Genomic DNA, 24050 nt, shown 5'->3' with positions numbered 1-24050 from the left:
CCCCCGTACCCCGCCCTCGCCGCTACGCCAGACTGTCCCGCCACGCCCGGTGCAGGTCGGCGAACCTGCCGGTGCGGTCGATGAGTTCGGACGGGCTGCCGTCCTCCACGATCCGCCCCCGCTCCATGACCAGCACCCGGTCCGCGATCTCGACGGTCGACAGGCGGTGGGCGATCACCACCGCCGTACGCCCCTTCAGCACCGTCGCCATCGCGCGCTGCACCGCCCGTTCGCCGGGGACGTCCAGGGAGCTGGTCGCCTCGTCCAGGATGAGGACGGCCGGGTCGGCCAGCAACGCCCGGGCGAAGGAGACCAGTTGGCGCTGGCCGGCCGAGATGCGGCCGCCGCGCTTGCGGACGTCGGTGTCGTAGCCGTCGGGCAGGGCGGCGATGAAGTCGTGCGCGCCGATCTCCTTCGCCGCCTGCTCGATCTCCGCGCGGGTGGCGTCCGGCCGGCCCAGGGCGATGTTCTCCGCGACCGTCCCGGAGAACAGGAACGCCTCCTGCGTCACCATCACCACTTCGCGCCGCAGCCCGCGTCCCGGCAGGTCGCGCAGGTCCACGCCGTCGAGCAGCACCCGGCCGTCGGTGGGGTCGTAGAACCGGGCGAGCAGCTTGGCCAGCGTCGACTTGCCCGCGCCGGTCGAGCCGACGACCGCGACGGTCTGTCCGGCCGGGAGGGTGAGGTCGAAGCGGGGGAGCACCTCGCCGCCGGTGCGGTAGGCGAAACGAACGTCGTCGAAGACGACTTCGCGGCCAGGAAGCCCGGAGCGCCGCTCGGGGAGCTTCCGGGGAGAGGCCGGCTCCGGCACCGAGGGGGTCTGCGCCAGCAGGCCGGCGATCTTCTCCAGCGAGGCTGCCGCCGACTGGTAGGAGTTGAGGAACATGCCGAGCCGGTCGATCGGGTCGTACAGCCGTCGCAGGTACAGCACCGCCGCCGCCAGCACGCCGAGTTCCAGCGACCCGTCCGCCACCCGGTAGGCGCCCCACAGCACGATCAGCGCCACCGTGATGTTCGCGGTGACCCGCGAGCCGACCACATAGCGGGCCATCTCCAGCAGCGCGTCGCCGTTGGTCCGCTCGTGCCGCCGGTTCAGCACCGCGAAGTCGGCGTCGTTCGCGGCCTCCCGGCGGAAGGCGCGCACCGGCCGGATGCCGTTCATCGTCTCGACGAACTTCACGATCACCGCGGCGATGGCCGTCGACCGTTTCCGGTACACCTGCGCCGCCCGCCGCCGGTAGGACCGGACGAGCAGATACAGCGGAACGAAGGACGCCACCGCCACGGCACCCAGGCCCAGATCCAGCCAGAGCAGCAGCACCGAGATGTAGACGGCCGACAGGATGACCATCACCAGCTCCTGCAGCCCCTCCTCCAGCAGCTCACGCAGCGACTCGACGTCCGTGGTGGAGCGGGAGATGAGCCGGCCCGAGGTGTAACGCTCGTGGAAGTCGACGCTGAGCTCCTGTGCGTGGCGGAAGATACGGCCGCGCAGATCGAGCAGGACGTCCTGGCTGACCCGGGCGGACGCGGTGACGAACGCGTACTGCAGCGCCCCGGCCGCCACCGCGCACAGCAGATAGCCCACCGCCACCGCGATCAGCGGCCCGTTGTCGTCGCCGCGGAACGCGGGCACGGCCCGGTCGATCGCGTACGCCACCAGCAGCGGGCCGGCCTGCACCGCGGCCTGCTGGAGCAGCAGCAACAGCGCGGTGACGGCGACCCTGCCCCGCATCGGCGCGAGCAGGGAACGCAGCAGCGTGCCGGTGGCGCCCGGGGGAGTGGGCAGCCGGTCCTGGTCGAAGGGGTCGCCGGACTGCGGTGCCCGGTCGTCGTCCTCGTCCCGGACCGGTGCGGTGGTGGCCGCCGTCATCGCTGGTACTCCTGTTCTCCCGCCGGGTCGCCGGACATGAGGTGGGCGTACTCGGGGTTGCTGCGCAGCAGTTCGTGGTGCGTGCCGACCGCGGTGATCCGGCCGCCGGAGAGCAGGGCGACGCGGTCGGCGAGGAGGACCGTGGAGGGGCGGTGCGCCACGATGAGGGCGGTGGTGTCCGCGAGCACCCGGCGCAGGGCGGCCTCCACCGCGGCCTCCGTGTGCACGTCGAGCGCGGACAGGGGGTCGTCCAGGACCAGGAAGTCGGGGCGTCCGACCACGGCACGGGCCAGCGCGAGGCGCTGACGCTGGCCGCCGGAGAGGCTGAGGCCCTGCTCACCGACCTGGGTGTCCACACCCTGCGGCAGCGCGTGCGCGAAGTCGGCCTGGGCGACGGCGAGCGCCCGGCCCAGGTCGTCCGCTCCGGCCCCGCCGCCCATCAGCACGTTCTCGCCGACGCTCGCCGAGAACAGCGTGGGCTCCTCGAAGGCGACGGCGACCCGGGAGCGCAGCTCCTCCCGGGACACCTCCGCGATGTCGGTCCCGTCCAGGGTGATCCGCCCGGAGGTCACCTCGTGCAGCCGCGGCACCAGCGCGGTGAGCGTCGTCTTCCCACTCCCGGTGGCCCCGACGAGCGCGAGGGATTCGCCGGGGCGGATGTGCAGGTCGATCCGGTCCAGCACGGGCGGGGAATCGGCCGGCGCGTCCGGATAACGGAAGCTGACGTTCTCGAACACCAAGCCTTGCGTCACTGCGGGCGGTCGTGCCTTCCCCAGGGCGATGGGGGTCCCCCCGCTCGAGCGGAGCCGAGAGTGGGGGAGGGTGGGCGCGGCGGCACCCCGCAAGCGCTCGGCTGCGCTCCCGCCCCCGCGCACCCCCGACTCCGGTTCCGCGTCCATCACCTCGAAGTACCGCTCCGTCGCCGTCGCCGCCTCCTGGCTCATCGCCAGCAGGAACCCGATCGAGTCCACCGGCCACCGCAGCGCCAGCGCCGTGGACAGGAACGCCACCAACGTCCCCGCGGACAGCGACCCGTCCGCCACCTGCACTGCCCCCAGCACCAGCGCCGCCCCGATCGCCAGCTCCGGCAGCGTCACGATGACGCCCAGGATCGTCGCCAGCAGCCGCGCCTTGTGCAGCTCCGTCCCCCGCAGCCTGCCCGACAGCTCCCGGAACGCCCGCGCCTGACTGCGGTGCCGTCCGAACCCCTTGATGATCCGGATGCCGAGCACACTCTCCTCGACGACCGTCGTCAGATCGCCCACCTGGTCCTGCGCCCGTCGCGCCGCACCGGAGTAGCGCTTCTCGAACACCACGCACGTGATCAGCACCGGCACGGCCGGGATCAGGATGACCAGCCCCAGCGTCCAGTCCTGCACCAGCATGATGATCACGCCCACCAGGATGGTCACCCCGTTGACCAGCAGGAACGTCAGCGGAAACGCCAGGAACATGCGCAGCAGCATCAGGTCCGTGGTGGCCCGCGACAGCAACTGCCCCGAGGGCCACCGGTCGTGGAAGGCGACCGGCAACCGCTGCAGGTGCCGATACAGATCCGCGCGCATCTCCGCCTCGACATGCGACAGCGGACGGGCCACCAGCCACCGCCGGAACCCGAACAGCAGCGCTTCCGCGAGCCCGAGCAGCAGCAGGTACAGCGCGCCCAGCCACACCCCCGCCGGGTCCCGGTCGGCGACCGGGCCGTCCACCATCCACTTCAGGACGAGGGGGATGACCAGCCCGATGCAGGAGGCGAGGATCGCGATGAACGCGGCGGTGAACAACCGCGCCCGCACGGGCCGCACATACGGCCACAGCCGCAGCAACGTGCGCACGGCGGAGCGGGGTTCCGGGGGAGGAGGTGTCGTGGGCATCAGCAGCGAGCCTACGGATTGCGACTGACACTGCCCACCGAGTTTTGGCCGGACCGCACTCGTCCGCTGGTCCTACGACCTGCGCGGACACCCGGCCCGCCGGCCGAGGTCGTACTCCCGTATCAACCGATCGGCCGATGCCGGTCCGAGCGCACCGGCCGATGTGCCGGTGCCCCCCACGCGGCGACGCTGAAGCCATGTCCGTCATCGACGTCACCGATCTGCGCAAGTCCTACGGAGGCCGTGCGGCCGTCGACGGTGTCTCCTTCACCGTCGAGGAGGGAGAGATCTTCGGGATCCTCGGCCCGAACGGCGCCGGCAAGACCACCACCGTGGAGTGTGTCGAGGGCCTGCGCGTCCCCGACGCGGGCCGTGTCCGCGTGACCGGCCTCGACCCCGTCGCCGACCACGAGGAGGTCGCCCGCGTCCTCGGCGCCCAGCTCCAGCAGAGCGCGCTCCAGCCCAAGCTCACCGTCCGCGAGGCCCTGGAGCTGTACGCCTCCTTCCATCCGTACCCCGCCGACTGGCGTCCGCTCGCCGAACGGCTCGGACTGGCACCGAAGCTGACCACCCGGTTCGCCAAGCTGTCCGGTGGCCAGAAGCAGCGCCTGTTCATCGCGCTCGCCCTGATCGGCACCCCCCGGGTCGTGGTGCTGGACGAGCTGACCACGGGCCTCGACCCGCGTGCCCGGCGCGACACCTGGGAACTCATCGAGGACATCCGCGCCGGGGGCGTCACCGTCCTTCTCGTCACCCACTTCATGGAGGAGGCGCAGCGCCTCTGCGACCGCGTCGCGGTGATCGACAAGGGGCGGGTCGCCGCGCTGGACACCCCGGCCGGGCTGATCCGGCGCTCGGCCGGCGCCACGGTCATCGGCTTCAGCCCGTCCGCCCCGCTGGACGACCACGACCTCGCTGCGCTGCCCGGGCTCGCCTCGGTCCAGCACAAGGACGGCCGCGTCACGCTGTCCGGCACCGACGAGACGGTCAACGCCGTCATCACCCTGCTCGCCCGCGCCCGCGTCACGGCCCATCAGCTGCGCGTCACCGACGCCACGCTGGACGACGCCTTCCTGGACCTCACGGAGACCACGGCATGAACACCGGCATGAACACCGGCATGAACACCGGCATCCTCGACACCGCCGTCCTGCGGACCGAGGTCCGCCTCTTCCGCCGCGAACCCGGCAGCATCTTCTGGATCCTGCTCTTCCCGACCCTGCTGCTGGTGATCCTCGGTTCCCTTCCGTCCTTCCGTGAGCCCGACCCCCACCTCGGCGGGCTGCGCCCGGTCGACGCCTATGTGCCGGTGGCGGTCCTCCTCGGACTGATCGTCGGCGGGCTCCAGGGCATGCCGCCGACCCTCACCGGCTACCGGGAGACCGGCATCCTGCGCCGGATGTTCACCACCCCGGTGCGTCCCGCCGCCCTGCTCACCGCGCAGATGCTGGTGCTCGGCTGCGCCTCGCTGCTCTCCGCCCTGGTCACCCTCGCGGCCGGCCGGCTCGCCTTCGACGTGGCGCTGCCCGAACAGCCGCTCGGCTACCTCGTCGCCCTGCTGCTCGCCCTGCTCGGCTCCCTCGCCCTGGGCGCTCTGGTCGCCGCCCTGTCGCGCACCGCGAAGATCGCCACCGCCGTCGGGTCGACCGCGCTCTTCCCCGCGATGTTCTGCGCGGGCGTGTGGCTGCCGGTCGAGGCCATGCCGGACGTGCTGGCCGGCATCGTGGGCTGGACACCGTTCGGCGCCGCGGCCCAGGCGCTGAACGAGGCCGCAGCGGGCGACTGGCCGGGCTGGAGCCGTCTCGGGGTACTGGCGGGCTGGACGGTGCTGCTCACGGCCGCGGCGTCGCGCTGGTTCCGCTGGGAATGAGGGCGAGGAGCGGGTGGCGGACGTGACCGACAATGACGCCATGACGGAGACGACGGCGCTCGACGACCGGTGGGCGGTGTTCGACCGCTGGGGGCCGTACGGACTGCTGTTCATGAGCACGCTGATCGCGTGGGCGACCGCCGACACGTTCGGTATGAGCACCGGCGAAGGGTGGGTCTGCGGTGCGCTGATCGTCGCAGCCGCCGTCCTGGAACTGCGCTGGGGCAGGGTGGTGCGCGCCCGTCCCGGGCCGTCCGGGGCCGGAGCCGTGCACTACGCCCTGCGCTGGACGTTCGGGTTCGTGCTCACTTGGCTGAACCCGCTGTTCGCCTTCTACGCCGTTCTCGGCTACTTCGGCACCGAGCGCCTGCTTCCGCGCCGTCTGTGCAAGGCCGGTCTGCTCGCCACGGCCGTGACCATGGCCGGGTCCCAGTCGGGCGGGCTGCCGCCGGGCAGCAAGCTGGGCTGGGTGCTCTTCGGCACCCTCCTCGCCGTGAACAGCGCCCTGGTCCTCCTCTTCGCCCACTTCGCCGACCTGGAGGAGGCCCGCGGCCGGGCGAGGCTGGAGACCATCGCCGAACTGGAGCGCACCAACACGGCGTTGCAGCAGGCCCTCGACGAGAACGCCGCCCTGCACGCCCAACTCCTCGTCCAGGCCCGGGAGGCCGGCGTCGCCGACGAGCGCCGTCGGCTGGCCGCCGAGATCCACGACACCCTCGCCCAGGGCCTGACCGGCATCATCGCGCAGCTCCAGGTCGCGGCGAACACCCCGGACCCGGTGCTGGGCCGCACCCACATGGACCGGGCCCTCGCCCTCGCCCGAGACAGCCTCGGCGAGGCCCGCCGCTCCGTGCACAACCTGTCCCCGGCCGCGCTCGCCGACGACGGACTGCCGGACGCGCTGACGAAGACCGTCGCGGCCTGGGGCGAACGCACGGAGGTGCGGGCCGGTTTCACCGTCACCGGCACCGCCGAGCCGCTGCACGACGAGGTGGCGGCCACCCTGCTGCGCATCGTCCAGGAGGCCCTGTCCAACGCCGCCCGGCACGCCGTCGCCACCCGGGTCGGCGTCACCCTGTCCTACATGGGGGACGAGGTCACCCTCGACATCCGGGACGACGGCCGGGGCTTCGACCCGACGGCCGTTCCCGCCCGCACCGGCGCCGGCGGATTCGGCCTCGACGGCATGCGGGCCCGCGCCGAACGCGTCGCCGGGGCGCTCACGATCGAGTCCGAACCCGGGGGCGGCACGGCGGTCTCGGCTCGCGTACCGTTGGTTCGCCATGACCCATGACGCCCCGGCCCACGACGCCGTGACCCATGACGACGCCGTCATCTCCCTCCTCGTCGTCGACGACCACCCCGTCGTACGGGACGGCCTGCGCGGCATGTTCGACTCCGCGTCCGGGTTCCGCGTCCTCGGCGAGGCCGCCGACGGCGTCGAGGCGCTGGCACGGGCCGTCGCCCTGGACCCCGACGTGATCCTCATGGACCTGCGGATGCCGGGCGGCGGCGGGGTGGACGCCATCCGAGAACTGTCCCGCCGGGGCGCCCGCGCGCGGGTGCTGGTGCTGACCACGTACGACACCGATTCCGACACGCTCCCCGCGATCGAGGCGGGTGCCACCGGCTATCTGCTCAAGGACGCCCCGCGCGAGGAGCTGTTCACCGCCGTCCGCGCCGCGGCCCAGGGCCGTACGGTGCTCTCCCCGGCCGTCGCCTCCCGCCTGGTCTCCGCCGTGCGCACGCCAACGGCCCCCGGCAACGAGCCGCTCTCCGCCCGCGAACGCGAGGTACTGGCCCTGGTCGCCAAGGGCACGAGCAACCGCGAGATCGCCCGCGAACTGTTCATCAGCGAGGCGACCGTGAAGACGCACCTCACCCACATCTTCGGCAAGCTCGGCGCCAAGGACCGCGCGGCCGCGGTGGCGGTGGGGTACGACCGGGGCATCCTCGGCTGACCGGTGCCACCGGTCAGGGCCGCACCCGCAGCAGCAGCACCGACCGCTCCGGCACCGTGATCCTTGTCCCCGCGCGGTGCTCCACACCCGGAGCCCCCTCCTGCTCCTCCCGCGCGGTGTCGACGACCACCTCGTACCGTCGCGCCCACGGCGTCCCCGGAAGCGCGAACTCCACCGGCTCCTCACCCGCGTGCAGAACGGCCAGGAAGCTGTCGTCGAGGATCGGCGCCCCCTGCTCGTCGCGTCCCGGGATGTCGCGGCCGGAGAGGTACATGCCGAGCGTGGCGGCCGGCGCGTACCAGTCGCCCTCGGTCATCTCCGTGCCCTGCGGGGTGAACCAGGCCAGGTCGCGCAGTCCGTCCGCGGAGTGCGCCCGGCCGGAGAAGAAGGAACGGCGGCGCAGCACCGGGTGGCGGTGGCGCAGGGCGATCAGACGGGAGGTCAGCTCGAACAGGGGCCGCCACCGGGGGTCGTCCAGCAGGCTCCAGTCCACCCAGCCGATCTCGTTGTCCTGGCAGTAGGCGTTGTTGTTGCCGCGCTGGGTGCGGCCCATCTCGTCGCCGGCGACCAGCATCGGCACGCCCGTCGACAGCAGCAACGTGGTCAGCAGGTTCCGCAGCTGCCGCCGCCGCAGGGCCTGGACGTCCTCGTCCTGCGTCTCTCCCTCCGCGCCGCAGTTCCACGACCGGTTGTCGTCCGAGCCGTCGCGGTTGCCCTCGCCGTTGGCCTCGTTGTGCTTGCGGTCGTACGACACCAGGTCCCGCAGGGTGAAACCGTCGTGCGCGGTGACGAAGTTGACCGAGGCGTACGGCCGCCGCCCGCCCCAGGCGTACAGGTCGCTCGACCCGGACAGCCGGTAGCCCATCTCCCGGACGTCGGGCAGCGCGTGCCGCCAGAAGTCCCGGACGGTGTCGCGGTACCGGTCGTTCCACTCCGTCCACAGCGGCGGGAACGCCCCCACCTGATAGCCGCCGGAGCCGACGTCCCACGGTTCGGCGATCAGCTTCACCCGGCGCAGCACCGGGTCCTGCGCGATCACCGCGAGGAACGGCGACAGCATGTCGACGTCGTGCATCGAGCGGGCCAGCGCCGCCGCCAGGTCGAAGCGGAAGCCGTCGACGCCCATCTCCGTCACCCAGTAGCGCAGCGAGTCCGTGATCAGCCGCAGCACGTGCGGCTGGACGACGTGCAGCGTGTTGCCGCAGCCGGTGTAGTCGGCGTAGCGGCGGGCGTCCGGCTGGAGGCGGTAGTAGCCGCGGTTGTCGACGCCCTTCAGGGACAGGGTGGGGCCCAGCTCGCCCGCCTCCGCCGTGTGGTTGTAGACCACGTCGAGGATCACCTCGATCCCGGACGCGTGCAGGGCCCGCACCATCCGCTTGAACTCGCCGACCTGCTGCCCCGTCGTCCCGGAGGCCGCGTAGCCGGCGTGCGGGGCGAAGTAGCCGATGGAGTTGTAGCCCCAGTAGTTGCGCAGCCCCCGGCGCAGCAGATGGTCCTCGTGGGCGAACTGGTGCACCGGCAGCAGCTCCACGGCTGTCACCCCGAGCCGGGTCAGATGCTCGACCGCGGCGGGGTGCGCCAGCCCCGCGTACGTACCGCGCAGCTCCTCGGGGATGCCGGGATGCCGCTGCGTGAACCCCTTGACATGCAGCTCGTAGATCACCGAGTCCGCCCACGGGGTTTTCGGCCGGCGGTCGTCCGCCCAGTCGTCGTCATCGTGGACGACCACACCCTTGGGGACGTACGGCGCGGAGTCACGGTCGTCGCGCACGGTGTCCGCGACATGCTGCTCCGGCCAGTCCCGGACGTGCCCGTACACCTCTGCCGGCAGCCGGAAGTCACCGTCCACCGCGCGGGCGTACGGGTCCAGCAGCAGCTTCGCCGGGTTCCAGCGGGCGCCGGTCCACGGGTCCCAGCGGCCGTGCACCCGGTAGCCGTAGCGCTGCCCGGGGCGCACACCCGGGACGAAACCGTGCCAGATCCCGTGCGTCAGCTCGGTGAGCCGGGCCCTGCTCTCCTTGCCGCGCTCGTCGAACAGACACAGCTCGACGCCCTCCGCGCCGCCCGCCCACAACGCGAAGTTGGTCCCCGCCACCCCGTCCGGGCCCACCCGGAACCGGGCGCCCAGCGGCGTCGCCCGGCCCGGCCGCACGGGCACCGTGGGCACGGGCGGCGCCGGCCGCGCGCCGTTCACGACGGCGGCCGGGCGCCCGTCCCCGGTGGCCCGCTCTCCGGCCACCGCCTCCTGCTCGGCTGCGCTGGACACCTGTCAGCCTCCCGCGGCTCGTGGGGGACGGCGGCGGACAGGGGTGTACGGCCCGTTCAGCGGCTCGGCCGTGGCTCCCCGGCGCGTCGTCCTCCCACTGTTCTGCCCAGAGCGCGCCTCGCACTCACGTTTCCCCGGGGGGCGGCATGGTCGTTTCCCTGAGGCGAGGCCCGTCGTTGGGTACCGCGTGAGGCACGTACAAGGGCGCGCACGGCGCGCGAGGGCCGCACTGGCCGTCGTACTGACATGGGCAGGACTGCTGACCGGAGCCGCCGGGTGTACCGCGGACGGACCCGTCGAGGGGGCCTTCGGGCCCCCGGGCCGCGGGGACGTCATCCGGGTGGCGCCTGCGGACGGCAGCAAGGACGTACGCCCCGACTCCAGGCTGCGGGTGCGGGTACCGGACGGGCGGCTGGAGTCGGTGAAGGTCGTCGCGTCCCAGGACGCGCGGGAGTCGCCGGTCCCGGGCCGCATCTCCGCCGACGGGCTGACCTGGAAGCCCGACGACGACCGGCTGGCGCTCGCCGCGAAGTACACCGTCGACGCGGTGGCCGTGGACGGCGAGGGCCGCCGCTCCGCCCGGCACACCACGTTCACCACCTTTGTCCCGGAGGAACGCTTCATCGGCTACGTGGCGCCCGAGGACCGCTCCACCGTCGGCACCGGCATGATCGTCTCCCTGGAGTTCAACCGGAAGATCGCCCACCGGGCGGCCGTCGAGCGCGCCGTCCGCGTCACCGCCCGCCCGGCCGTCGAGATCCGTCCGCACTGGTTCGGCGACACGCGCCTGGACTTCCGCCCCGAGCGCTACTGGAAGCCGGGCACCAAGGTCACCGTCGACCTGAACCTGCGCGACGTCGAGGGAGCACCCGGCGTCTACGGCCTTCAGCACCGCACCTTCACCTTCACCGTCGGCCGCAGCCAGGTGTCGGTCGTCGACGCCGCCGCCCACACCATGCGGGTACGGCGGGACGGGGAACTGCTGACCACCGTGCCCATCACGGCGGGAGCGCGGAAGACACCCACGTACAACGGCAAGATGGTGATCACCGAGATGCTCGAGGTGACCCGAATGAACAGCCGCACGGTCGGCTTCGGCGGCGAGTACGACATCCCCGACGTCCCGCACGCCATCCGCCTGACCAGCTCCGGCACGTTCCTGCACGGCAACTACTGGGCCGAGCCCGATGTCTTCGGCGACAGCAACGTCAGCCACGGCTGCGTCGGCCTGCGCGACGTGAAGGGCGGCGGCGCGGACACCCCGGCGGGCTGGTTCTTCGACCGCAGCCTCATCGGTGACGTCGTCGAGGTCGTCAACAGCAAGGACAAGAAGGTGGCGCCGGACAACGGCCTCGGCGGCTGGAACATGAACTGGAAGGAATGGAAGGCGGGCGGCGCGGTGAAGCAGCGCTGACCCGAACCCTCGGGCGGGCCGTTGAAGTTGGAACGGAACGGTGACAATTCCGCCGCCTCGAACGCCTCTGGCCTGTGGTTACCATCCCTCGTGTGCGCGAGGGGCGCGGGGGCGCGGGTCCGGCCGGACCCGCCGAGGGGAGAAACAAGTGAACGTGGGGCCGATATCCGGGGCTTCGGTTGGCGTGCGCGGACGGCGCGGCAGGAAGCTCGCGGCGCTGGCGCTCGGTGTGATGCTGGCCGTCACCGCCTGCGGCGGCGGAGGGTCGGATCCGGGATCCGGCTCGGGGGACGGCAAGGGCAAGGGCAAGGACTCCGGCGCGGCGCAGAGCAAGCAGTCGGAGGCCGTGATCGGCATCGCGCCCGAGGACGGCGCCAAGTCCGTCAGGACCACCGGCGCCCTGAAGATCGAGGCCGACAAGGGCAAGCTGACCGAGGTCGTCGTCAAGGACCCCGACGGCGACAGGATCGAGGGTGAGATATCCGCGGACGGCGCCACCTGGACGCCGTCCACCCACCTGGCCGCCTCCACCAAGTACACGGTGCACGCGGTCGCCAAGGACTCCGAGGGCCGCACCGCCGCCGAGGACTCCAGCTTCACCACCCTGACGCCGAAGAACACCTTCATCGGAACCTTCACCCCCGAGGACGGCTCCAAGGTCGGCGTCGGCATGCCGTTCTCGCTGCGCTTCACCCGGGGCATCACCAACCCCGAGGACGTAGAGAATGCCATCCGCATCACCACCGAGCCGGCCGTCGAGGTCGAGGGCCACTGGTTCGGCAACGACCGCCTCGACTTCCGCCCCGAGAAGTACTGGAAGGCCGGCACCAAGGTCACCGTCGACCTCAACCTCGACGGCGTCGAGGGCCGCGAGGGCGTCTACGGCGAGCAGGACAAGACCGTCTCCTTCACCATCGGCCGCAAGCAGGTCTCCGTCGTCGACGCCAAGAAGCTCACCATGAAGGTCGAGCGGGACGGCAAGGTCATCAAGACCATCCCCGTCACCACCGGCAAGGCCGGCATGGAGACCTGGAACGGCGAGATGGTGATCAGCGAGCGCCTGAAGGTGACCCGGATGAACGGCGAGACGGTCGGCTACGGCGGCGAGTACGACATCAAGGACGTCCCGCACGCCATGCGCCTGACCACCTCCGGCACCTTCCTGCACGGCAACTACTGGGGCGGCGGCGCCTTCGGCAACTACAACGCCAGCCACGGCTGCATCGGCCTGCGCGACGTGCGCGGAGGCTGGGACAAGCAGGCGCCGGGCGCCTGGTTCTTCGAGAACTCCATGATCGGCGACGTGGTGGTCGTCAAGAACTCCAACGACGCCACCGTCGCCCCGGACAACGGCCTCAACGGCTGGAACATGTCCTGGGAGGACTGGAAGAAGTAGGCACACGAACAGCCCCGCGCCCGGTCCCACCCGGCACGGGGCTGTTCCGGCATACGCCCCCGCCCGGTGCGTCAGTCGCCCGGGTCCCGCCGAACCGGCCCGTGACAGGCGCTCGCCGCTCCTGACGAGACACTGCGCGGGCGTCAGGGCCTCGCCACAGGATGTGAGCCGGCCACGTACCCGTGCTGCCTCCGCGTGTGAACGCCCGCTAACCTGCGGAGCATGACCGTACATCTCGAAGTCGCCGAAGGCGTCGGCACGCTGCGGCTGGACCGGCCGCCCATGAACGCGCTGGACGTCGCCACGCAGGACCGTCTGAAGGAACTCGCCGAGGAGGCCACGCGCCGCGAGGACGTGCGCGCCGTGGTGATCTACGGAGGCGAGAAGGTGTTCGCGGCGGGCGCGGACATCAAGGAGATGCAGGCCATGGACCACGCGGCGATGGTCGCGCGGTCCCGGGCCCTGCAGGACTCCTTCACCGCCGTGGCCCGCATCCCCAAGCCCGTCGTGGCCGCTGTCACCGGCTACGCGCTGGGCGGGGGCTGCGAGCTCGCGCTCTGCGCCGACTACCGCATCGCCGGGGAGAACGCCAAGCTCGGCCAGCCCGAGATCCTGCTCGGTCTGATCCCGGGCGCGGGCGGCACCCAGCGGCTGGCCCGGCTGATCGGACCCTCCAAGGCCAAGGACCTCATCTTCACGGGCCGCCAGGTCCGGGCCGACGAGGCGCTGACGCTCGGCCTGGTGGACCGCGTGGTCCCCGCCGACGAGGTCTACGCGCAGGCGCACGCGTGGGCGGCGAAGCTGGCCCAGGGCCCGGCGATCGCGCTGCGGGCGGCCAAGGAGTCGGTCGACACCGGTCTTGAGACGGACATCGACACCGGCCTCGCCGTGGAACGCAACTGGTTCGCGGGCCTGTTCGCCACGGAGGACCGCGAGCGCGGGATGCGCAGCTTCGTCGAGGAGGGCCCCGGCAAGGCGAAGTTCCTCTGACGACACCGTGAATTCCCCCTCGACCTCTTGCAATTGACGCGATGTCTGATCCGGGTCCCTCGATGGGGCGGATTGTGGGAGCCTTGATGCACCCTTAAGCCGTTCGTGTCGAGGGAGCCCGTCGATTGCCTGAGAGCGAGCCGTTTCCGCAGGTAGGGCAGGCTTTCGGCGACGCCGAAGTGCCATCCGCATATGCCGGGGGCCCGGTGCCGGGCGGGAGCGCACAGGGGGCGTATTCCCCCGGAACGGCCCCGGAGGGCCCCGCGGACGGCCATGATGGGGGCATGGCGGGGCTGGATGGCAGGGAACAGCCGCGGGGAGACGGACGCGTGGCCGCGTCGCGCTGGTCGCCGACGGTCGAGGACGAACGCGCCCTGAAGGCACTGGAGTTGTTCGGGGACCCCACGGAGGCAGAGGTTCCGCTGCCGTCCCGTCCCGAGTCCGCCGCCACCGCACGCCGGCTCGTCCAGATCGTCGTCCTGCGCCACTGGGGTCTGACCGCCAGGACCGCCGAGGACGCCGTCCTGCTCGTCTCCGAACTCGTCGGCAACGCCGTACGCCACACCGGGGCCCGGGTCTTCGGCCTCCGTATGCGCCACCGGCGCGGATGGATCCGCGTCGAGGTGCGTGATCCGTCCCGGGGACTGCCCTGCCTCATGCCGGTCCAGGACCTGGACATCAGCGGCCGGGGCCTCTTCCTCGTCGACAAACTCGCCGACCGCTGGGGCGTCGACCTCCTCCCCCGAGGCAAGACCACCTGGTTCGAGATCCGCACCCCGGACCGCTGACCGCCGCAACTGCAAGCAGCCGCTCCGCCGCAGCCGCGGTCAGTCGAGAATGTCCCGCAGAGTGTCCGCCACCGAGCCGCTCCTTGAGTCTCCACCCACTGGAAGGCCCAGACTCGCAGACATGATCGAAGACGGCACCGGACGTCTCACCATCGGCGAGCTCGCCCGTGCCACCGGCCTGTCCGTGCGCACCGTCCGCTACTGGTCCGACGAGGGCGCCCTGCCGCCGGTGGCCCGCTCCGCGGGCGGCTACCGGCTCTACGACGCCGGCTCCGTCGCCCGTCTGGAACTGGTCCGTACCCTGCGCGAGCTGGGCCTCGGCCTCGCCGACGTACGCCGGGTGCTGGCCGGCGAGACGACGGTCGCGGAGGTCGCGGAGGCGCACGTGACCGCGCTGGACGCGCAGATCCGGGCCCTGAAGGTGACCCGCGCGGTGCTGTCGACCGTGGCACGACGAGGCTCGACCGCCGAGGAGACGACACTCATGAACAAACTGGCCCGACTGTCCGCCGCAGAGCGCCGGCGCATCCTGGACGACTTCATGGCGGAGGTCTTCGAGGGCATCGGCACGGCGGACCCCGACATCCGCCAACGTCTGCGCTTCGCCGCGGCGGACCTGCCCGACGACCCCACCCCCGCCCAGGTGGACGCCTGGGTGGAGCTGGCCGAGCTCATCCAGGACCCGGAGTTCCGGGCCACGATGCGCAGGATGATCGAGTTCAACGCGGCGGACCGGGGGCCGGACGTCCCCGCCGGCAGTTCCCTGTGGTTCATGAGCCGTCTGATCCAGCTCGCGGGGGGTGCCCTGAAGGACGGCGTCGCCCCCGGCTCCCCGCGTGCCGCCGCCGTGCTGCGCGAGCTGATCGGCGACGCCGACCCGGCCGCCGTACGGGAACGCCTCGCGTCGGCGACCGACGTGCGCCTCGTCCGCTACCGCGAGCTGTCCGCGGTCGTGAACGGTGTGGAACCCCCGTCCTCCCACGAGGAGGAGTTCGGGTGGGTGGTCGCCGCACTGGAGGCTCAGGCGGCCCGATAATCTGACCTGCGTCAGCAAGACGGCAAAGTACGAGATGAGGGGCGGATCGGTGGCGGACATCGAGGAAGCGCGCAAGCAGTTCGAGCGGATCGATACGGACGGGGACGGGTTCATCACCGCTGCCGAGTTCAAGACCGCGCTGGCGCAGGGCGGGGACTGGAACGTCACCGAGGCGGTCGCGGAGGCCCTGATCAAGTCCCGCGACCTGGACGGCGACAAGGTCCTGTCGTTCGACGAGTTCTGGGCGCACCTGAACAAGTAGGTCCACCACAGTCCGGCCGAGGGCCGTGACCGGGGCGCCCTCGCCCGGGTCTAGGCGTCCTCGGCCCACTGTTTCAGCGCCGACCTGCTGGAGAAGTCCGCGACGTTCTTGTCCAGCGGGTCGTCGGTGTACTGGTGGAAGCGCCACTTCGCCTTGATGCGGGGCTTCCCGGCGGTGACGTAGTCGGCGATCCAGAGACCGTCGCCGGCGTAGGACGTCGTATCGACGTTGAGCCAGAAATTCCTGTTGCAATACAGAATGACTCTGTTGTTCGGACGCAGCTCCTTCACCTTGCGGATGAAGCGGTCCTTCTCCGAGTTGCTCGCGTGCGAGCCCTCGCCCGTCGTCTCCCAGTCGACCGCGAGGATGTCGCCCCCCTTCTCCGGAGCCTGGCTCACGAAGTACTCGGCCTGTGCGGTGAGATTTCCCGGCCAGAGAAAGTGATAGAACCCGACCACCAGACCGGCTTCCCTGCCGGTCCTGGTCTGGGCGCTGAGCTTGGGGTTCACATACGAGCGGCCCTCCGTCGCCTTGATGAAGACGAAGGAAAGGCCGTCCGTGTCGTACGAGGAGGACTGGTACGAGCTCACGTCGATGCCACGCAGCATGCGGGTCTCCCGTGTATTGCCGTGGGGGGACGGGAGTTGTCTTATTCCCCGCTTCAACCATGTTGACGCGGAATGCCGTTCAGCACTCGATGATGTTCACCGCCAGCCCGCCCCGGGCCGTTTCCTTGTACTTGACCGACATGTCCGCGCCGGTCTCCTTCATCGTCTTGATGACCTTGTCCAGGGAGACCTTGTGGGAGCCGTCGCCGCGCATCGCCATCCGCGCCGCGGTGACCGCCTTCACCGCGGCCATGCCGTTGCGCTCGATGCACGGGATCTGGACCAGCCCGCCGACCGGGTCGCAGGTCAGGCCGAGGTTGTGCTCCATGCCGATCTCGGCGGCGTTCTCCACCTGCTCCGGTGATCCGCCCAGCACCTCCGCGAGGGCGCCCGCCGCCATCGAGCAGGCGGAGCCGACCTCGCCCTGGCAGCCGACCTCGGCACCGGAGATGGAGGCGTTCTCCTTGAAGAGCATGCCGATGGCGCCCGCGGCGAGCAGGAAGCGGACCACGCCCTCCTCGTCGGCGCCGGGCACGAAGTTCATGTAGTAGTGCAGGACGGCCGGGATGATGCCGGCCGCTCCGTTGGTGGGCGCCGTGACGACCCGGCCGCCGGCCGCGTTCTCCTCGTTCACGGCCATCGCGTAGAGGGTGATCCACTCCATGGCCAGGGCCTGCGGATCCCCCTCCGAGCGCAGCTTGCGGGCGGTGTTCGCGGCACGGCGGCGGACCTTCAGACCGCCCGGCAGGATGCCCTCACGGGACATGCCGCGGTCGACGCAGGCCTGCATCACGCGCCAGATCTCCAGCAGCCCCGCGCGGATCTCCTCCTCCGACCGCCAGGCGCGCTCGTTCTCCAGCATCAGGGCGGAGATCGACAGACCCGTCTCCTCGGTGAGGCGCAGCAGCTCGTCGCCCGTGCGGAAGGGGTACTTCAGGACGGTGTCGTCGAGCTTGATGCGGTCCGCGCCCACCGCCTCCTCGTCGACGACGAATCCGCCGCCCACCGAGTAGTACGTCCGGCTCAGGACCTCGGCGCCGGAGGCGTCGTACGCCCACAGCGTCATCCCGTTGGCGTGGTAGGGGAGCGCCTTGCGGCGGTGCAGCACCATGTCGTCGTCGAAGGAGAACGCGATCTCGTGCTCGCCGAGCAGCCGGATCCGGCCACCGTCCTTGATCTTCTCCACCCGCTCGTCGGCCGACTCCACGTCCACCGTGCGCGGCGAGTCGCCCTCCAGGCCGAGCAGCACCGCCTTGGGCGTGCCGTGGCCGTGCCCGGTGGCGCCCAGCGAGCCGTACAGCTCCGCCCGCACCGAGGCGACCGAGTCCAGCAGGTCCTCGTTGCGCAGCCGCCGGGCGAACATCCGGGCCGCCCGCATCGGGCCGACCGTGTGCGAGCTGGACGGGCCGATGCCGATCGAGAAGAGATCGAAGACCGAGATGGCCACGGGGGGACTCCTAAGGGTTCGGCGGACGACGCTGTCCGCCTGCGGTTCATGGTGCGGGGCACCGCGCTCACCGACCCAGTGTGCGCGATGCCCCGGATGTCCGTACAAAGAAAAGCGTACAAAATTACGTCAGACCGGGGTACAGCGGGTGCTTCTCGGCGAGTGCCGTCACTCGGGCCCGGAGCGCCTCGATGTCGTAGGACGGCTTGAGCGTCTCCGCGATCACGTCCGCGACCTCGGTGAAGTCCTCGGCCGTGAAACCGCGGGTGGCCAGGGCGGGGGTGCCGATCCGCAGACCCGAGGTGACCATCGGCGGGCGCGGGTCGTTCGGGATCGCGTTGCGGTTCACGGTGATGCCGACCTCGTGCAGCCGGTCCTCGGCCTGCTGGCCGTCCAGCTCCGAGTTCCGCAGGTCGACCAGGACCAGGTGCACGTCCGTGCCGCCGGACAGCACGTCCACGCCCACGGCCCTGACGTCGTCCTTGACCAGACGCTCGGCCAGGATGCGGGCGCCCTCCAGGGTACGGCGCTGGCGCTCCTTGAACTCCTCGGAGGCGCACACCTTGAACGCGACCGCCTTGGCGGCGACCACATGCTCCAGCGGACCGCCCTGCTGGCCGGGGAAGACCGCGGAGTTGATCTTCTTGGCCAGCTCGGCCGTGGAGAGGATCACACCGCCGCGCGGGCCGCCGAGGGTCTTGTGCGTGGTGGTCGTCACGACATGGGCGTGCGGGACCGGGTTCGGGTGCAGGCCCGCGGCCACCAGGCCGGCGAAGTGCGCCATGTCGACCATGAGGTACGCGCCGACCTCGTCCGCGATCCGGCGGAACGCGGCGAAGTCGAGCTGACGCGGGTACGCCGACCAGCCGGCCACGATCAGCTTCGGCTTGTTCTCCTTGGCGAGCCGCTCGACCTCGGCCATGTCGACCTGTCCGTCGTCGCCGACGTGGTAGGCGACGACGTTGTAGAGCTTGCCGGAGAAATTGATCTTCATGCCGTGGGTCAGGTGCCCGCCGTGCGCGAGGTTCAGACCCATGATCGTGTCACCCGGCTTGAGCAGCGCGAACATCGCGGCCGCGTTGGCCTGGGCGCCCGAGTGCGGCTGCACGTTGGCGTGCTCGGCGCCGAACAGCTCCTTCACCCGGTCGATGGCGATCTGCTCGATCACGTCGACGTGCTCGCAGCCGCCGTAGTAGCGGCGGCCCGGGTAGCCCTCGGCGTACTTGTTGGTCAGGACCGAGCCCTGGGCCTCCATGACCGCGACCGGGGCGAAGTTCTCCGAGGCGATCATCTCGAGGGTGGACTGCTGACGGTGCAGCTCGGCGTCGACCGCGGCGGCCACCGCCGGGTCGAGCTCGTGCAGGGACGTGTTCAGAAGCGACATGCGGCTACGGCTCCTCAGCCCGCGATGTGGGCGTCGTACTCGGCGGCGGTCAGCAGGTCGGCCGGCTCGTCGGCGACACGCACCTTGAACAGCCAGCCCCCCTCGAAGGGGGCGGAGTTCACCAGCGAAGGGTCGTTCACCACGTCCTCGTTGACCTCGGTGATCTCACCGCTGACCGGGGAGTAGAGGTCGCTGACCGACTTGGTCGACTCCAGCTCGCCGCAGGTCTCGCCCGCGGTCACGGTGTCACCGACCTCGGGGAGCTGGACGAACACCACGTCGCCGAGCGCGTTGGCCGCGTGCTCCGTGATGCCGACCGTCGACACGCCGTCCTCGGCGGCCGTCAGCCACTCGTGCTCCTTGCTGTAACGCAGCTGCTGGGGGTTGCTCATGGCCTGAATTCTCCTGTACGCGGGGGACTGCTGATGACGATGGGACAGCGAAAAGCGCTGCTGAGCGGGTACGCGGGCGCCGGCTCGGGCGTGCGGTGCCCCGCCCGGGGGCTGCCTACGACGGTGTCACTTCTGCCGCTTGTAGAACGGCAGCGCCACGACCTCGTACGGCTCGTGGCTGCCGCGGATGTCCACGCCGACGCCCTCGGTGCCCGGCGCCGCGTGCGCCGCGTCGACGTACGCCATCGCGATCGGCTTGCCCAGCGTGGGGGAGGGGGCGCCGGAGGTGACCCGGCCGATCACCTCGCCGCCGGCCACGACCGCGTACCCGGAGCGCGGCACCCGGCGGCCCTCGGCGACCAGGCCGACCAGCACGCGGGGCGGCTGCGCGGCGGCGCGCTCGGCGGCCTCGGCCAGGGCGGCGCGGCCCACGAAGTCGCCCTCCTTCTCGAACTTCACCACCCGGCCCAGACCGGCGTCGAAGGGCGTGAGGTCGGTGCTCAGCTCGTTGCCGTACAGCGGCATGCCCGCCTCCAGGCGCAGCGTGTCCCGGCAGGACAGCCCGCACGGGACCAGGCCCTTTTCCTCGCCGGCCTTGGTCAGCGCCTGCCACAGCTCGACCGCGTGCTCCGGCTTCACGAACAGCTCGAAGCCGTCCTCGCCGGTGTAGCCGGTGCGGGCGATGAGCGCGGGGACACCGGCGACCGTACCGGGCAGACCGGCGTAGTACTTCAGACCGTCCAGATCGGCGTCGGTGAGCGACGCGAGGATCGCCGGGGACTCGGGGCCCTGCACGGCGAGCAGCGCGTACGCGTCGCGGTCGTCGCGGACCTCGGCGTCGAAACCGGCCGAGCGCTCGACCAGCGCGTCGAGCACCGTCCGGGCGTTGGAGGCGTTGGCGACGACCATGAACTCGGTCTCGCCGAGCCGGTAGACGATCAGATCGTCCAGGATGCCGCCGTCCTCGCGGCAGATCATGGTGTACCGGGCGCGGCCGGGCTTCACGCTCCCGATGTTGCCCACCAGGGCGTGGTCGAGGAGGGCGGCGGCCTGCGGGCCGGCGACGGTGATCTCGCCCATGTGCGAGAGGTCGAAGAGGCCGGCCCGGGTGCGCACGGCGTTGTGCTCGTCGCGCTCGGAGCCGTAGCGCAGGGGCATGTCCCAGCCGGCGAAGTCGGTCATCGTCGCGCCGAGCGACCGATGCAGGGCATCGAGCGCGGTCCGGCGGGGTTCGGTACTGCTCATCGGTCGGTCTCCCAGAGGCGATGGGGGTCCCTCCCGCGCGAGTTCATACCAGCGTGGGAGAAGGCGAGGGCAAATCCTCCCCATCTGTCATCGGAACCTGAGAGGTTCGCCATGACCGCCCGTACCGGGGAGGAGTCACGGCTTGCACCTTGGGTGGGGTCGCTGGAGCACGGCTGCAGCGGCCCGCTTTTCAGATGTGCCTCGCCCACGCGGTAACGGTGCCTGAGAGATTCAAGGGAGGGACTTGCTCCTTCGGCGCCCCGGCGGCACACGGTGCCGGGGACTCTCCCGCGCGGATTCAAACGGCCGGTATGCAGTTGGCGCGCACATCATTGCACGCATCGCCGGGGTCCGGCAGGGGGACCCTTCCCTGGGGTGCACAGGATGTGCGGGCACGGTCACAGGGAGCTGTGACAGGCCTGTTTCACGAAAGGCACGGAAACGAGAGACACCTGGCATTACCTTCTCTTTACACTCGGCGGGGACGGGACTCGTACCTGGCCCCAGGGGAGGACCATCACGGTGAACAGGACCACGGCGTGCGCCACCACCACCGGCGCCGCGCTGCCCGCGCAGCCGCCCGCTCGGGCCGGCCGGGCACGCGGCGCACTGCCGGCGCCCGTCGTCCGCGATCTGCGGGCACGCGCCGGCCGCAGCCCGCGCGCGCTGCTCTTCGGACCCCGCGACCTCGTCGTGGTCACCGGACTGCCCGGCAGCGGCAAATCCACGCTGATGCGGCGCACGGTGCGGGGCACCCGCGTCGACTCCCAGGACACCCGCGACCGCTGGGACCGCCGCATGCCGCGGTTCCTGCCGTACGCCGTGTACCGCCCGCTGGTCCGCCTCGCCCACTACGCGGGGCTGCGCCGCGCACTGCGCGCCGGCGGCCCGGTCGTCGTCCACGACTGCGGCACGCAGGCCTGGGTGCGGCGCTGGCTGGCCCGCGAGGCCCGGCGCCGGGGCGCGAGCCTGCATCTGCTGCTGCTCGACGTCACCCCGCAGCAGGCCCTGGCCGGCCAGCGCGAGCGCGGACGCGGAGTCTCCCGGTACGCCTTCCGGCGCCACCGCGCGGCGAGCGACCGGCTGTTGCGCGCGGTGCGGCGCGGCCGGGTGCCGGCGGGCTGCGGCTCGGCGGTGCTGATCGACCGGGACGCGGTGGACGCGCTGCACCGGATCGGCTTCGCGGGCTGACCCGATAGCCTTTTCAGCCACAGCAGTGGTTCCAGGCAGGCGGTAGGCGAAAGATGGACTTCCCGGCGGAATTCTCGGACCGGACGCACCCCCATCCGCACGGCGGATGGCCCGGTAACGAGCTGGAGGAGGTGCTCTCCGCCTCCCTCGGCGTCCCCTCCGCGGGGGCCAGGATCATCGAGGTGCTGGGCCGCAGCTTCGTCTGGGTCCCGCTGCCGAACGGCGGCGGCCCGCACAGCGGCCCGCTGGACCTGCCCACCATGGAGATCGACGGCCAGGCCTACGTCCCCGTCTTCAGCTCCGAGGAACAGTTCCGGCAGGTCGTCGGCTCCCACATGTCGTACACGATCGCCCCCGCCGTGGAGTTCGCCCGCGGCCTGCCGCCGCAGGCGGGGATCGCGGTGAACCCCGGCGGCGTGGTCTCCGCGCCGCTGCCGCCGGGCGCCGTCGCCGAACTGTGCCGGGCCGGACGCGGCCCGCTGGACGGCCCGGCGAGCGGCGGCCGGGTCCGGCTGTTCGAGCCCGACTGGCAGGACGACCCGGTGGACTTCCTCGGCGCGGCCTCGGAGGAGTTCGACTCCATCGGCGTCGTGACGACCGCCCGCCGCTGCCTGGCCGCGATCGAGACCGCGGACCCGGTCCTGTTCGTCGGCGTGGAACTGGCCCACGCGGAGGGCGACGCCCGCGCCCTGCCCCTGGACGCCCTGGGGCGGGCCCTGGGCCGCACCCCGACCCGCTGGCCGGTCAACCTGATCCTGATGGACCTGGCCCAGGACCCGGTGGCGGACTGGATGCGCACCCGGGTCACCCCCTTCTACCAACGCCACCCGTGACCGTCCGGGGACGCGGCCCCTGCCGCGCACTGAACGCAGACCGCCGGAGGCCGTCGGCTTAAGCTAGGTTCGTTCGCTGGCGAGGTGTGTTACGGAGGGGCGATACAAAGTGAGCGCTGGCACCGCGGCGGCCGGGCAGGTCGAGCACATGCTGCGCCAGGTGACGCCCGGGCGTTACGACGCCTATGAGGCGTTGCTGCGCGCTCTCGCGACCCCTTCGACCGGCCAGGTCTGGATGCTGCTGTGGCACGGCCAGGCCGGCTCCCCGGACGCCCAGTACGGGAACATGGACGTCGACGGCTTCGGCTACGCGCCCTGCGTCACCTCCGCCCAGGAGCTGTCCGCCAGCGGCTGGAACCGGTCGTACGAGGTGGTCGACGGCCTCGAGGTGGCCCGCGCCCTCTTCCCCGACCGCTACGGACTCTGGCTCAATCCGCACGCCCCGGGCGGCGGCGTCGGCATCCCCTGGCTGGACCTGCGCCGGATCGCCGGCGGACTGGACCGCCGGCCCGCCGGACCGCTGCGGCTGTCCGAACCGGCCATCGAGATCCCGCAGTTCTACGCCCTCCTCGCGCAGAACGCCCACCGCACCCCGGCCGTCCGCGCCCTGCGCCGCGCCTGGGTGCAGCCCGCGCTGGGCGCCCCGTACCTCGCCATCGGCCTGGACGTGTACGACACCTCCCCGCCCGCCGTGGACGCGGTGCGCGCGATGATGCAGCAGTCGCTGGGCGCGGTCCCGGACGGGCTGCCCGTGTCGACGGTCGCGATGTCCGACGAGCACGACCCGGTCGTGATGTGGCTGCGCGTCAACGCCCGCCCCTTCTACGACCGGGAGGCGCACGGCGCGGTCCAGCCGTCCGCCCCGGGGTACGGATACCCGCCCGCGCAGCACCGCTGACCGGGCAGGATCCCTGATCCCGGGGTCACCCCCCACCGTCCTTCGGCTCATGCTGACTCAGCGTCACCGTGTCCACCACGTGGACACGGGCGCCGGCGAGGGCGGAGCCCGGTGCGACCGGCGCTGATTTCACGTCAGATTTTCGGCCATGTGCGTGGAGCGACGACCCGTTGACCCCCTGTCACCTGCGGTTTCACCCCTTCTTCACGTCGCCGGATGCTCTCCGAACAGCCCTGTGAACGCCGGATTTTGTGTCCGGGGGGTTAAAAGTCGACGGCGGGGTGCCTGAAGCATCCCATATGTCAAGTGTTCAGATCTCAGG

At 71.6% G+C, this 24050-nt stretch carries 21 protein-coding genes and 2 riboswitches; of the genes, 13 read left to right on the top strand and 8 right to left on the bottom strand.

Features of this window, described 5'->3' with window-relative positions; translation table 11 throughout:
* Positions 1 to 22 precede the first annotated feature (22 nt).
* Complete coding sequence (locus tag ACZ44S_RS36585; RefSeq protein WP_466937236.1) at positions 23 to 1873, bottom strand: ABC transporter ATP-binding protein; 1851 nt, start codon at positions 1871 to 1873, stop codon at positions 23 to 25.
* Complete coding sequence (locus ACZ44S_RS36580; protein ID WP_466937234.1) at positions 1870 to 3747, bottom strand: ABC transporter ATP-binding protein; 1878 nt, start codon at positions 3745 to 3747, stop codon at positions 1870 to 1872. Before ACZ44S_RS36580 ends, ACZ44S_RS36585 begins: the two co-directional genes overlap by 4 nt.
* Positions 3748 to 3944: 197 nt before the next feature.
* Here ACZ44S_RS36580 and ACZ44S_RS36575 point away from each other — a divergent pair, with 197 nt between their 5' ends.
* Genes ACZ44S_RS36575 through ACZ44S_RS36560 form a run of 4 tightly spaced genes read left to right on the top strand, consistent with a single transcriptional unit; the run spans position 3945 to position 7578 of the window.
* The gene (locus tag ACZ44S_RS36575; RefSeq protein ID WP_466937232.1) at positions 3945 to 4847 is read left to right on the top strand and encodes an ABC transporter ATP-binding protein; all 903 of its coding nucleotides are present in this window, start codon (positions 3945 to 3947) and stop codon (positions 4845 to 4847) included.
* A 20-nt stretch (positions 4848 to 4867) separates the two neighbouring features.
* Positions 4868 to 5617, top strand: a complete 750-nt coding sequence (locus ACZ44S_RS36570; RefSeq protein WP_466937270.1) for an ABC transporter permease — start codon at positions 4868 to 4870, stop codon at positions 5615 to 5617.
* Between the two features lie 40 nt (positions 5618 to 5657).
* Positions 5658 to 6911, top strand: coding sequence for a sensor histidine kinase (locus ACZ44S_RS36565; RefSeq protein ID WP_466937268.1), 1254 nt, complete (start codon positions 5658 to 5660; stop codon positions 6909 to 6911).
* Entirely contained in the window at positions 6901 to 7578 is a 678-nt protein-coding gene (locus tag ACZ44S_RS36560; RefSeq protein ID WP_466937230.1) for a response regulator, read from the top strand. The genes ACZ44S_RS36565 and ACZ44S_RS36560 overlap by 11 nt, the downstream gene beginning before the upstream one ends.
* Before the next feature lie 13 nt (positions 7579 to 7591).
* On the opposite strand, the gene glgX is transcribed toward ACZ44S_RS36560, so the two are convergent.
* Positions 7592 to 9844 carry a glycogen debranching protein GlgX gene (gene glgX / locus ACZ44S_RS36555; RefSeq protein WP_466937228.1) on the bottom strand — a complete coding sequence of 751 codons (2253 nt, stop codon included), beginning with the start codon at positions 9842 to 9844 and terminating at the stop codon, positions 7592 to 7594.
* A 187-nt stretch (positions 9845 to 10031) separates the two neighbouring features.
* Between glgX and ACZ44S_RS36550 the strand changes: the two genes are divergently transcribed.
* The 6 genes from ACZ44S_RS36550 (at position 10032) to ACZ44S_RS36525 (ending at position 15730) form a co-directional block, all read left to right on the top strand.
* Entirely contained in the window at positions 10032 to 11258 is a 1227-nt protein-coding gene (locus ACZ44S_RS36550) for a L,D-transpeptidase (RefSeq protein WP_466937226.1), read from the top strand.
* Positions 11259 to 11406: 148 nt separating this feature from the next.
* Positions 11407 to 12654, top strand: a complete 1248-nt coding sequence (locus ACZ44S_RS36545) for a L,D-transpeptidase (protein ID WP_466937224.1) — start codon at positions 11407 to 11409, stop codon at positions 12652 to 12654.
* A gap of 222 nt (positions 12655 to 12876) precedes the next feature.
* A complete protein-coding gene (locus tag ACZ44S_RS36540; protein WP_466937222.1) occupies positions 12877 to 13644 on the top strand; it encodes an enoyl-CoA hydratase/isomerase family protein in 768 nt (255 codons plus the stop codon).
* Positions 13645 to 13823: 179 nt separating this feature from the next.
* Positions 13824 to 14432, top strand: coding sequence for an ATP-binding protein (locus tag ACZ44S_RS36535; protein WP_466937220.1), 609 nt, complete (start codon positions 13824 to 13826; stop codon positions 14430 to 14432).
* Positions 14433 to 14553: 121 nt separating this feature from the next.
* On the top strand, positions 14554 to 15468 hold the full coding sequence (locus ACZ44S_RS36530; RefSeq protein WP_466937219.1) for a helix-turn-helix domain-containing protein: 915 nt from the start codon (positions 14554 to 14556) through the stop codon (positions 15466 to 15468).
* Between the two features lie 49 nt (positions 15469 to 15517).
* Positions 15518 to 15730: an EF-hand domain-containing protein gene (locus ACZ44S_RS36525; RefSeq protein WP_190165658.1), complete on the top strand. Its 213-nt coding sequence runs from the start codon at positions 15518 to 15520 to the stop codon at positions 15728 to 15730.
* Between the two features lie 50 nt (positions 15731 to 15780).
* On the opposite strand, the gene ACZ44S_RS36520 is transcribed toward ACZ44S_RS36525, so the two are convergent.
* From ACZ44S_RS36520 to gcvT, 5 genes are all read right to left on the bottom strand, one after another.
* Entirely contained in the window at positions 15781 to 16338 is a 558-nt protein-coding gene (locus tag ACZ44S_RS36520; RefSeq protein WP_466937216.1) for a glycoside hydrolase family 25 protein, read from the bottom strand.
* A gap of 79 nt (positions 16339 to 16417) precedes the next feature.
* A complete protein-coding gene (locus ACZ44S_RS36515; RefSeq protein WP_466937214.1) occupies positions 16418 to 17785 on the bottom strand; it encodes an L-serine ammonia-lyase in 1368 nt (455 codons plus the stop codon).
* A 124-nt stretch (positions 17786 to 17909) separates the two neighbouring features.
* The gene (glyA, locus tag ACZ44S_RS36510; protein WP_466937213.1) at positions 17910 to 19169 is read right to left on the bottom strand and encodes a serine hydroxymethyltransferase; all 1260 of its coding nucleotides are present in this window, start codon (positions 19167 to 19169) and stop codon (positions 17910 to 17912) included.
* 14 nt (positions 19170 to 19183) lie between these two features.
* Entirely contained in the window at positions 19184 to 19561 is a 378-nt protein-coding gene (gene gcvH / locus ACZ44S_RS36505) for a glycine cleavage system protein GcvH (protein ID WP_190165654.1), read from the bottom strand.
* Positions 19562 to 19687: 126 nt separating this feature from the next.
* A complete protein-coding gene (gene gcvT, locus ACZ44S_RS36500) occupies positions 19688 to 20806 on the bottom strand; it encodes a glycine cleavage system aminomethyltransferase GcvT (protein ID WP_466937210.1) in 1119 nt (372 codons plus the stop codon).
* 74 nt (positions 20807 to 20880) lie between these two features.
* A riboswitch (glycine riboswitch) is annotated at positions 20881 to 21006 on the bottom strand.
* Positions 21007 to 21107, bottom strand: a riboswitch (glycine riboswitch).
* A gap of 221 nt (positions 21108 to 21328) precedes the next feature.
* Between gcvT and ACZ44S_RS36495 the strand changes: the two genes are divergently transcribed.
* The 3 genes from ACZ44S_RS36495 to ACZ44S_RS36485 all read left to right on the top strand — a co-directional run bounded on the left by ACZ44S_RS36495 (position 21329) and on the right by ACZ44S_RS36485 (position 23728).
* Positions 21329 to 21997: an AAA family ATPase gene (locus ACZ44S_RS36495; RefSeq protein ID WP_190165652.1), complete on the top strand. Its 669-nt coding sequence runs from the start codon at positions 21329 to 21331 to the stop codon at positions 21995 to 21997.
* A gap of 53 nt (positions 21998 to 22050) precedes the next feature.
* The gene (locus ACZ44S_RS36490) at positions 22051 to 22830 is read left to right on the top strand and encodes an enhanced serine sensitivity protein SseB (protein WP_466937208.1); all 780 of its coding nucleotides are present in this window, start codon (positions 22051 to 22053) and stop codon (positions 22828 to 22830) included.
* A 148-nt stretch (positions 22831 to 22978) separates the two neighbouring features.
* On the top strand, positions 22979 to 23728 hold the full coding sequence (locus ACZ44S_RS36485; RefSeq protein ID WP_466937266.1) for an enhanced serine sensitivity protein SseB C-terminal domain-containing protein: 750 nt from the start codon (positions 22979 to 22981) through the stop codon (positions 23726 to 23728).
* Positions 23729 to 24050 lie beyond the last annotated feature (322 nt).

Source organism: Streptomyces malachitofuscus, from assembly GCF_055571035.1.
This window is presented reverse-complemented; position numbering and strand designations above follow the sequence as displayed.

Excerpts from the sequence above, each read along its gene's own strand:
- ACZ44S_RS36585 (WP_466937236.1), bottom strand. The coding sequence starts at position 1,873 with ATGACGGCGGCCACCACCGCACCGGTCCGGGACGAGGACGACGACCGG.
- ACZ44S_RS36580 (WP_466937234.1), bottom strand. The coding sequence starts at position 3,747 with ATGCCCACGACACCTCCTCCCCCGGAACCCCGCTCCGCCGTGCGCACG.
- ACZ44S_RS36575 (WP_466937232.1), top strand. The coding sequence starts at position 3,945 with ATGTCCGTCATCGACGTCACCGATCTGCGCAAGTCCTACGGAGGCCGT.
- ACZ44S_RS36570 (WP_466937270.1), top strand. The coding sequence starts at position 4,868 with ATGAACACCGGCATCCTCGACACCGCCGTCCTGCGGACCGAGGTCCGC.
- ACZ44S_RS36565 (WP_466937268.1), top strand. The coding sequence starts at position 5,658 with ATGACGGAGACGACGGCGCTCGACGACCGGTGGGCGGTGTTCGACCGC.
- ACZ44S_RS36560 (WP_466937230.1), top strand. The coding sequence starts at position 6,901 with ATGACCCATGACGCCCCGGCCCACGACGCCGTGACCCATGACGACGCC.
- ACZ44S_RS36540 (WP_466937222.1), top strand. The coding sequence starts at position 12,877 with ATGACCGTACATCTCGAAGTCGCCGAAGGCGTCGGCACGCTGCGGCTG.
- ACZ44S_RS36530 (WP_466937219.1), top strand. The coding sequence starts at position 14,554 with ATGATCGAAGACGGCACCGGACGTCTCACCATCGGCGAGCTCGCCCGT.
- ACZ44S_RS36520 (WP_466937216.1), bottom strand. The coding sequence starts at position 16,338 with ATGCTGCGTGGCATCGACGTGAGCTCGTACCAGTCCTCCTCGTACGAC.
- glyA (WP_466937213.1), bottom strand. The coding sequence starts at position 19,169 with ATGTCGCTTCTGAACACGTCCCTGCACGAGCTCGACCCGGCGGTGGCC.
- gcvH (WP_190165654.1), bottom strand. The coding sequence starts at position 19,561 with ATGAGCAACCCCCAGCAGCTGCGTTACAGCAAGGAGCACGAGTGGCTG.
- gcvT (WP_466937210.1), bottom strand. The coding sequence starts at position 20,806 with ATGAGCAGTACCGAACCCCGCCGGACCGCGCTCGATGCCCTGCATCGG.
- ACZ44S_RS36490 (WP_466937208.1), top strand. The coding sequence starts at position 22,051 with ATGGACTTCCCGGCGGAATTCTCGGACCGGACGCACCCCCATCCGCAC.
- ACZ44S_RS36485 (WP_466937266.1), top strand. The coding sequence starts at position 22,979 with ATGCTGCGCCAGGTGACGCCCGGGCGTTACGACGCCTATGAGGCGTTG.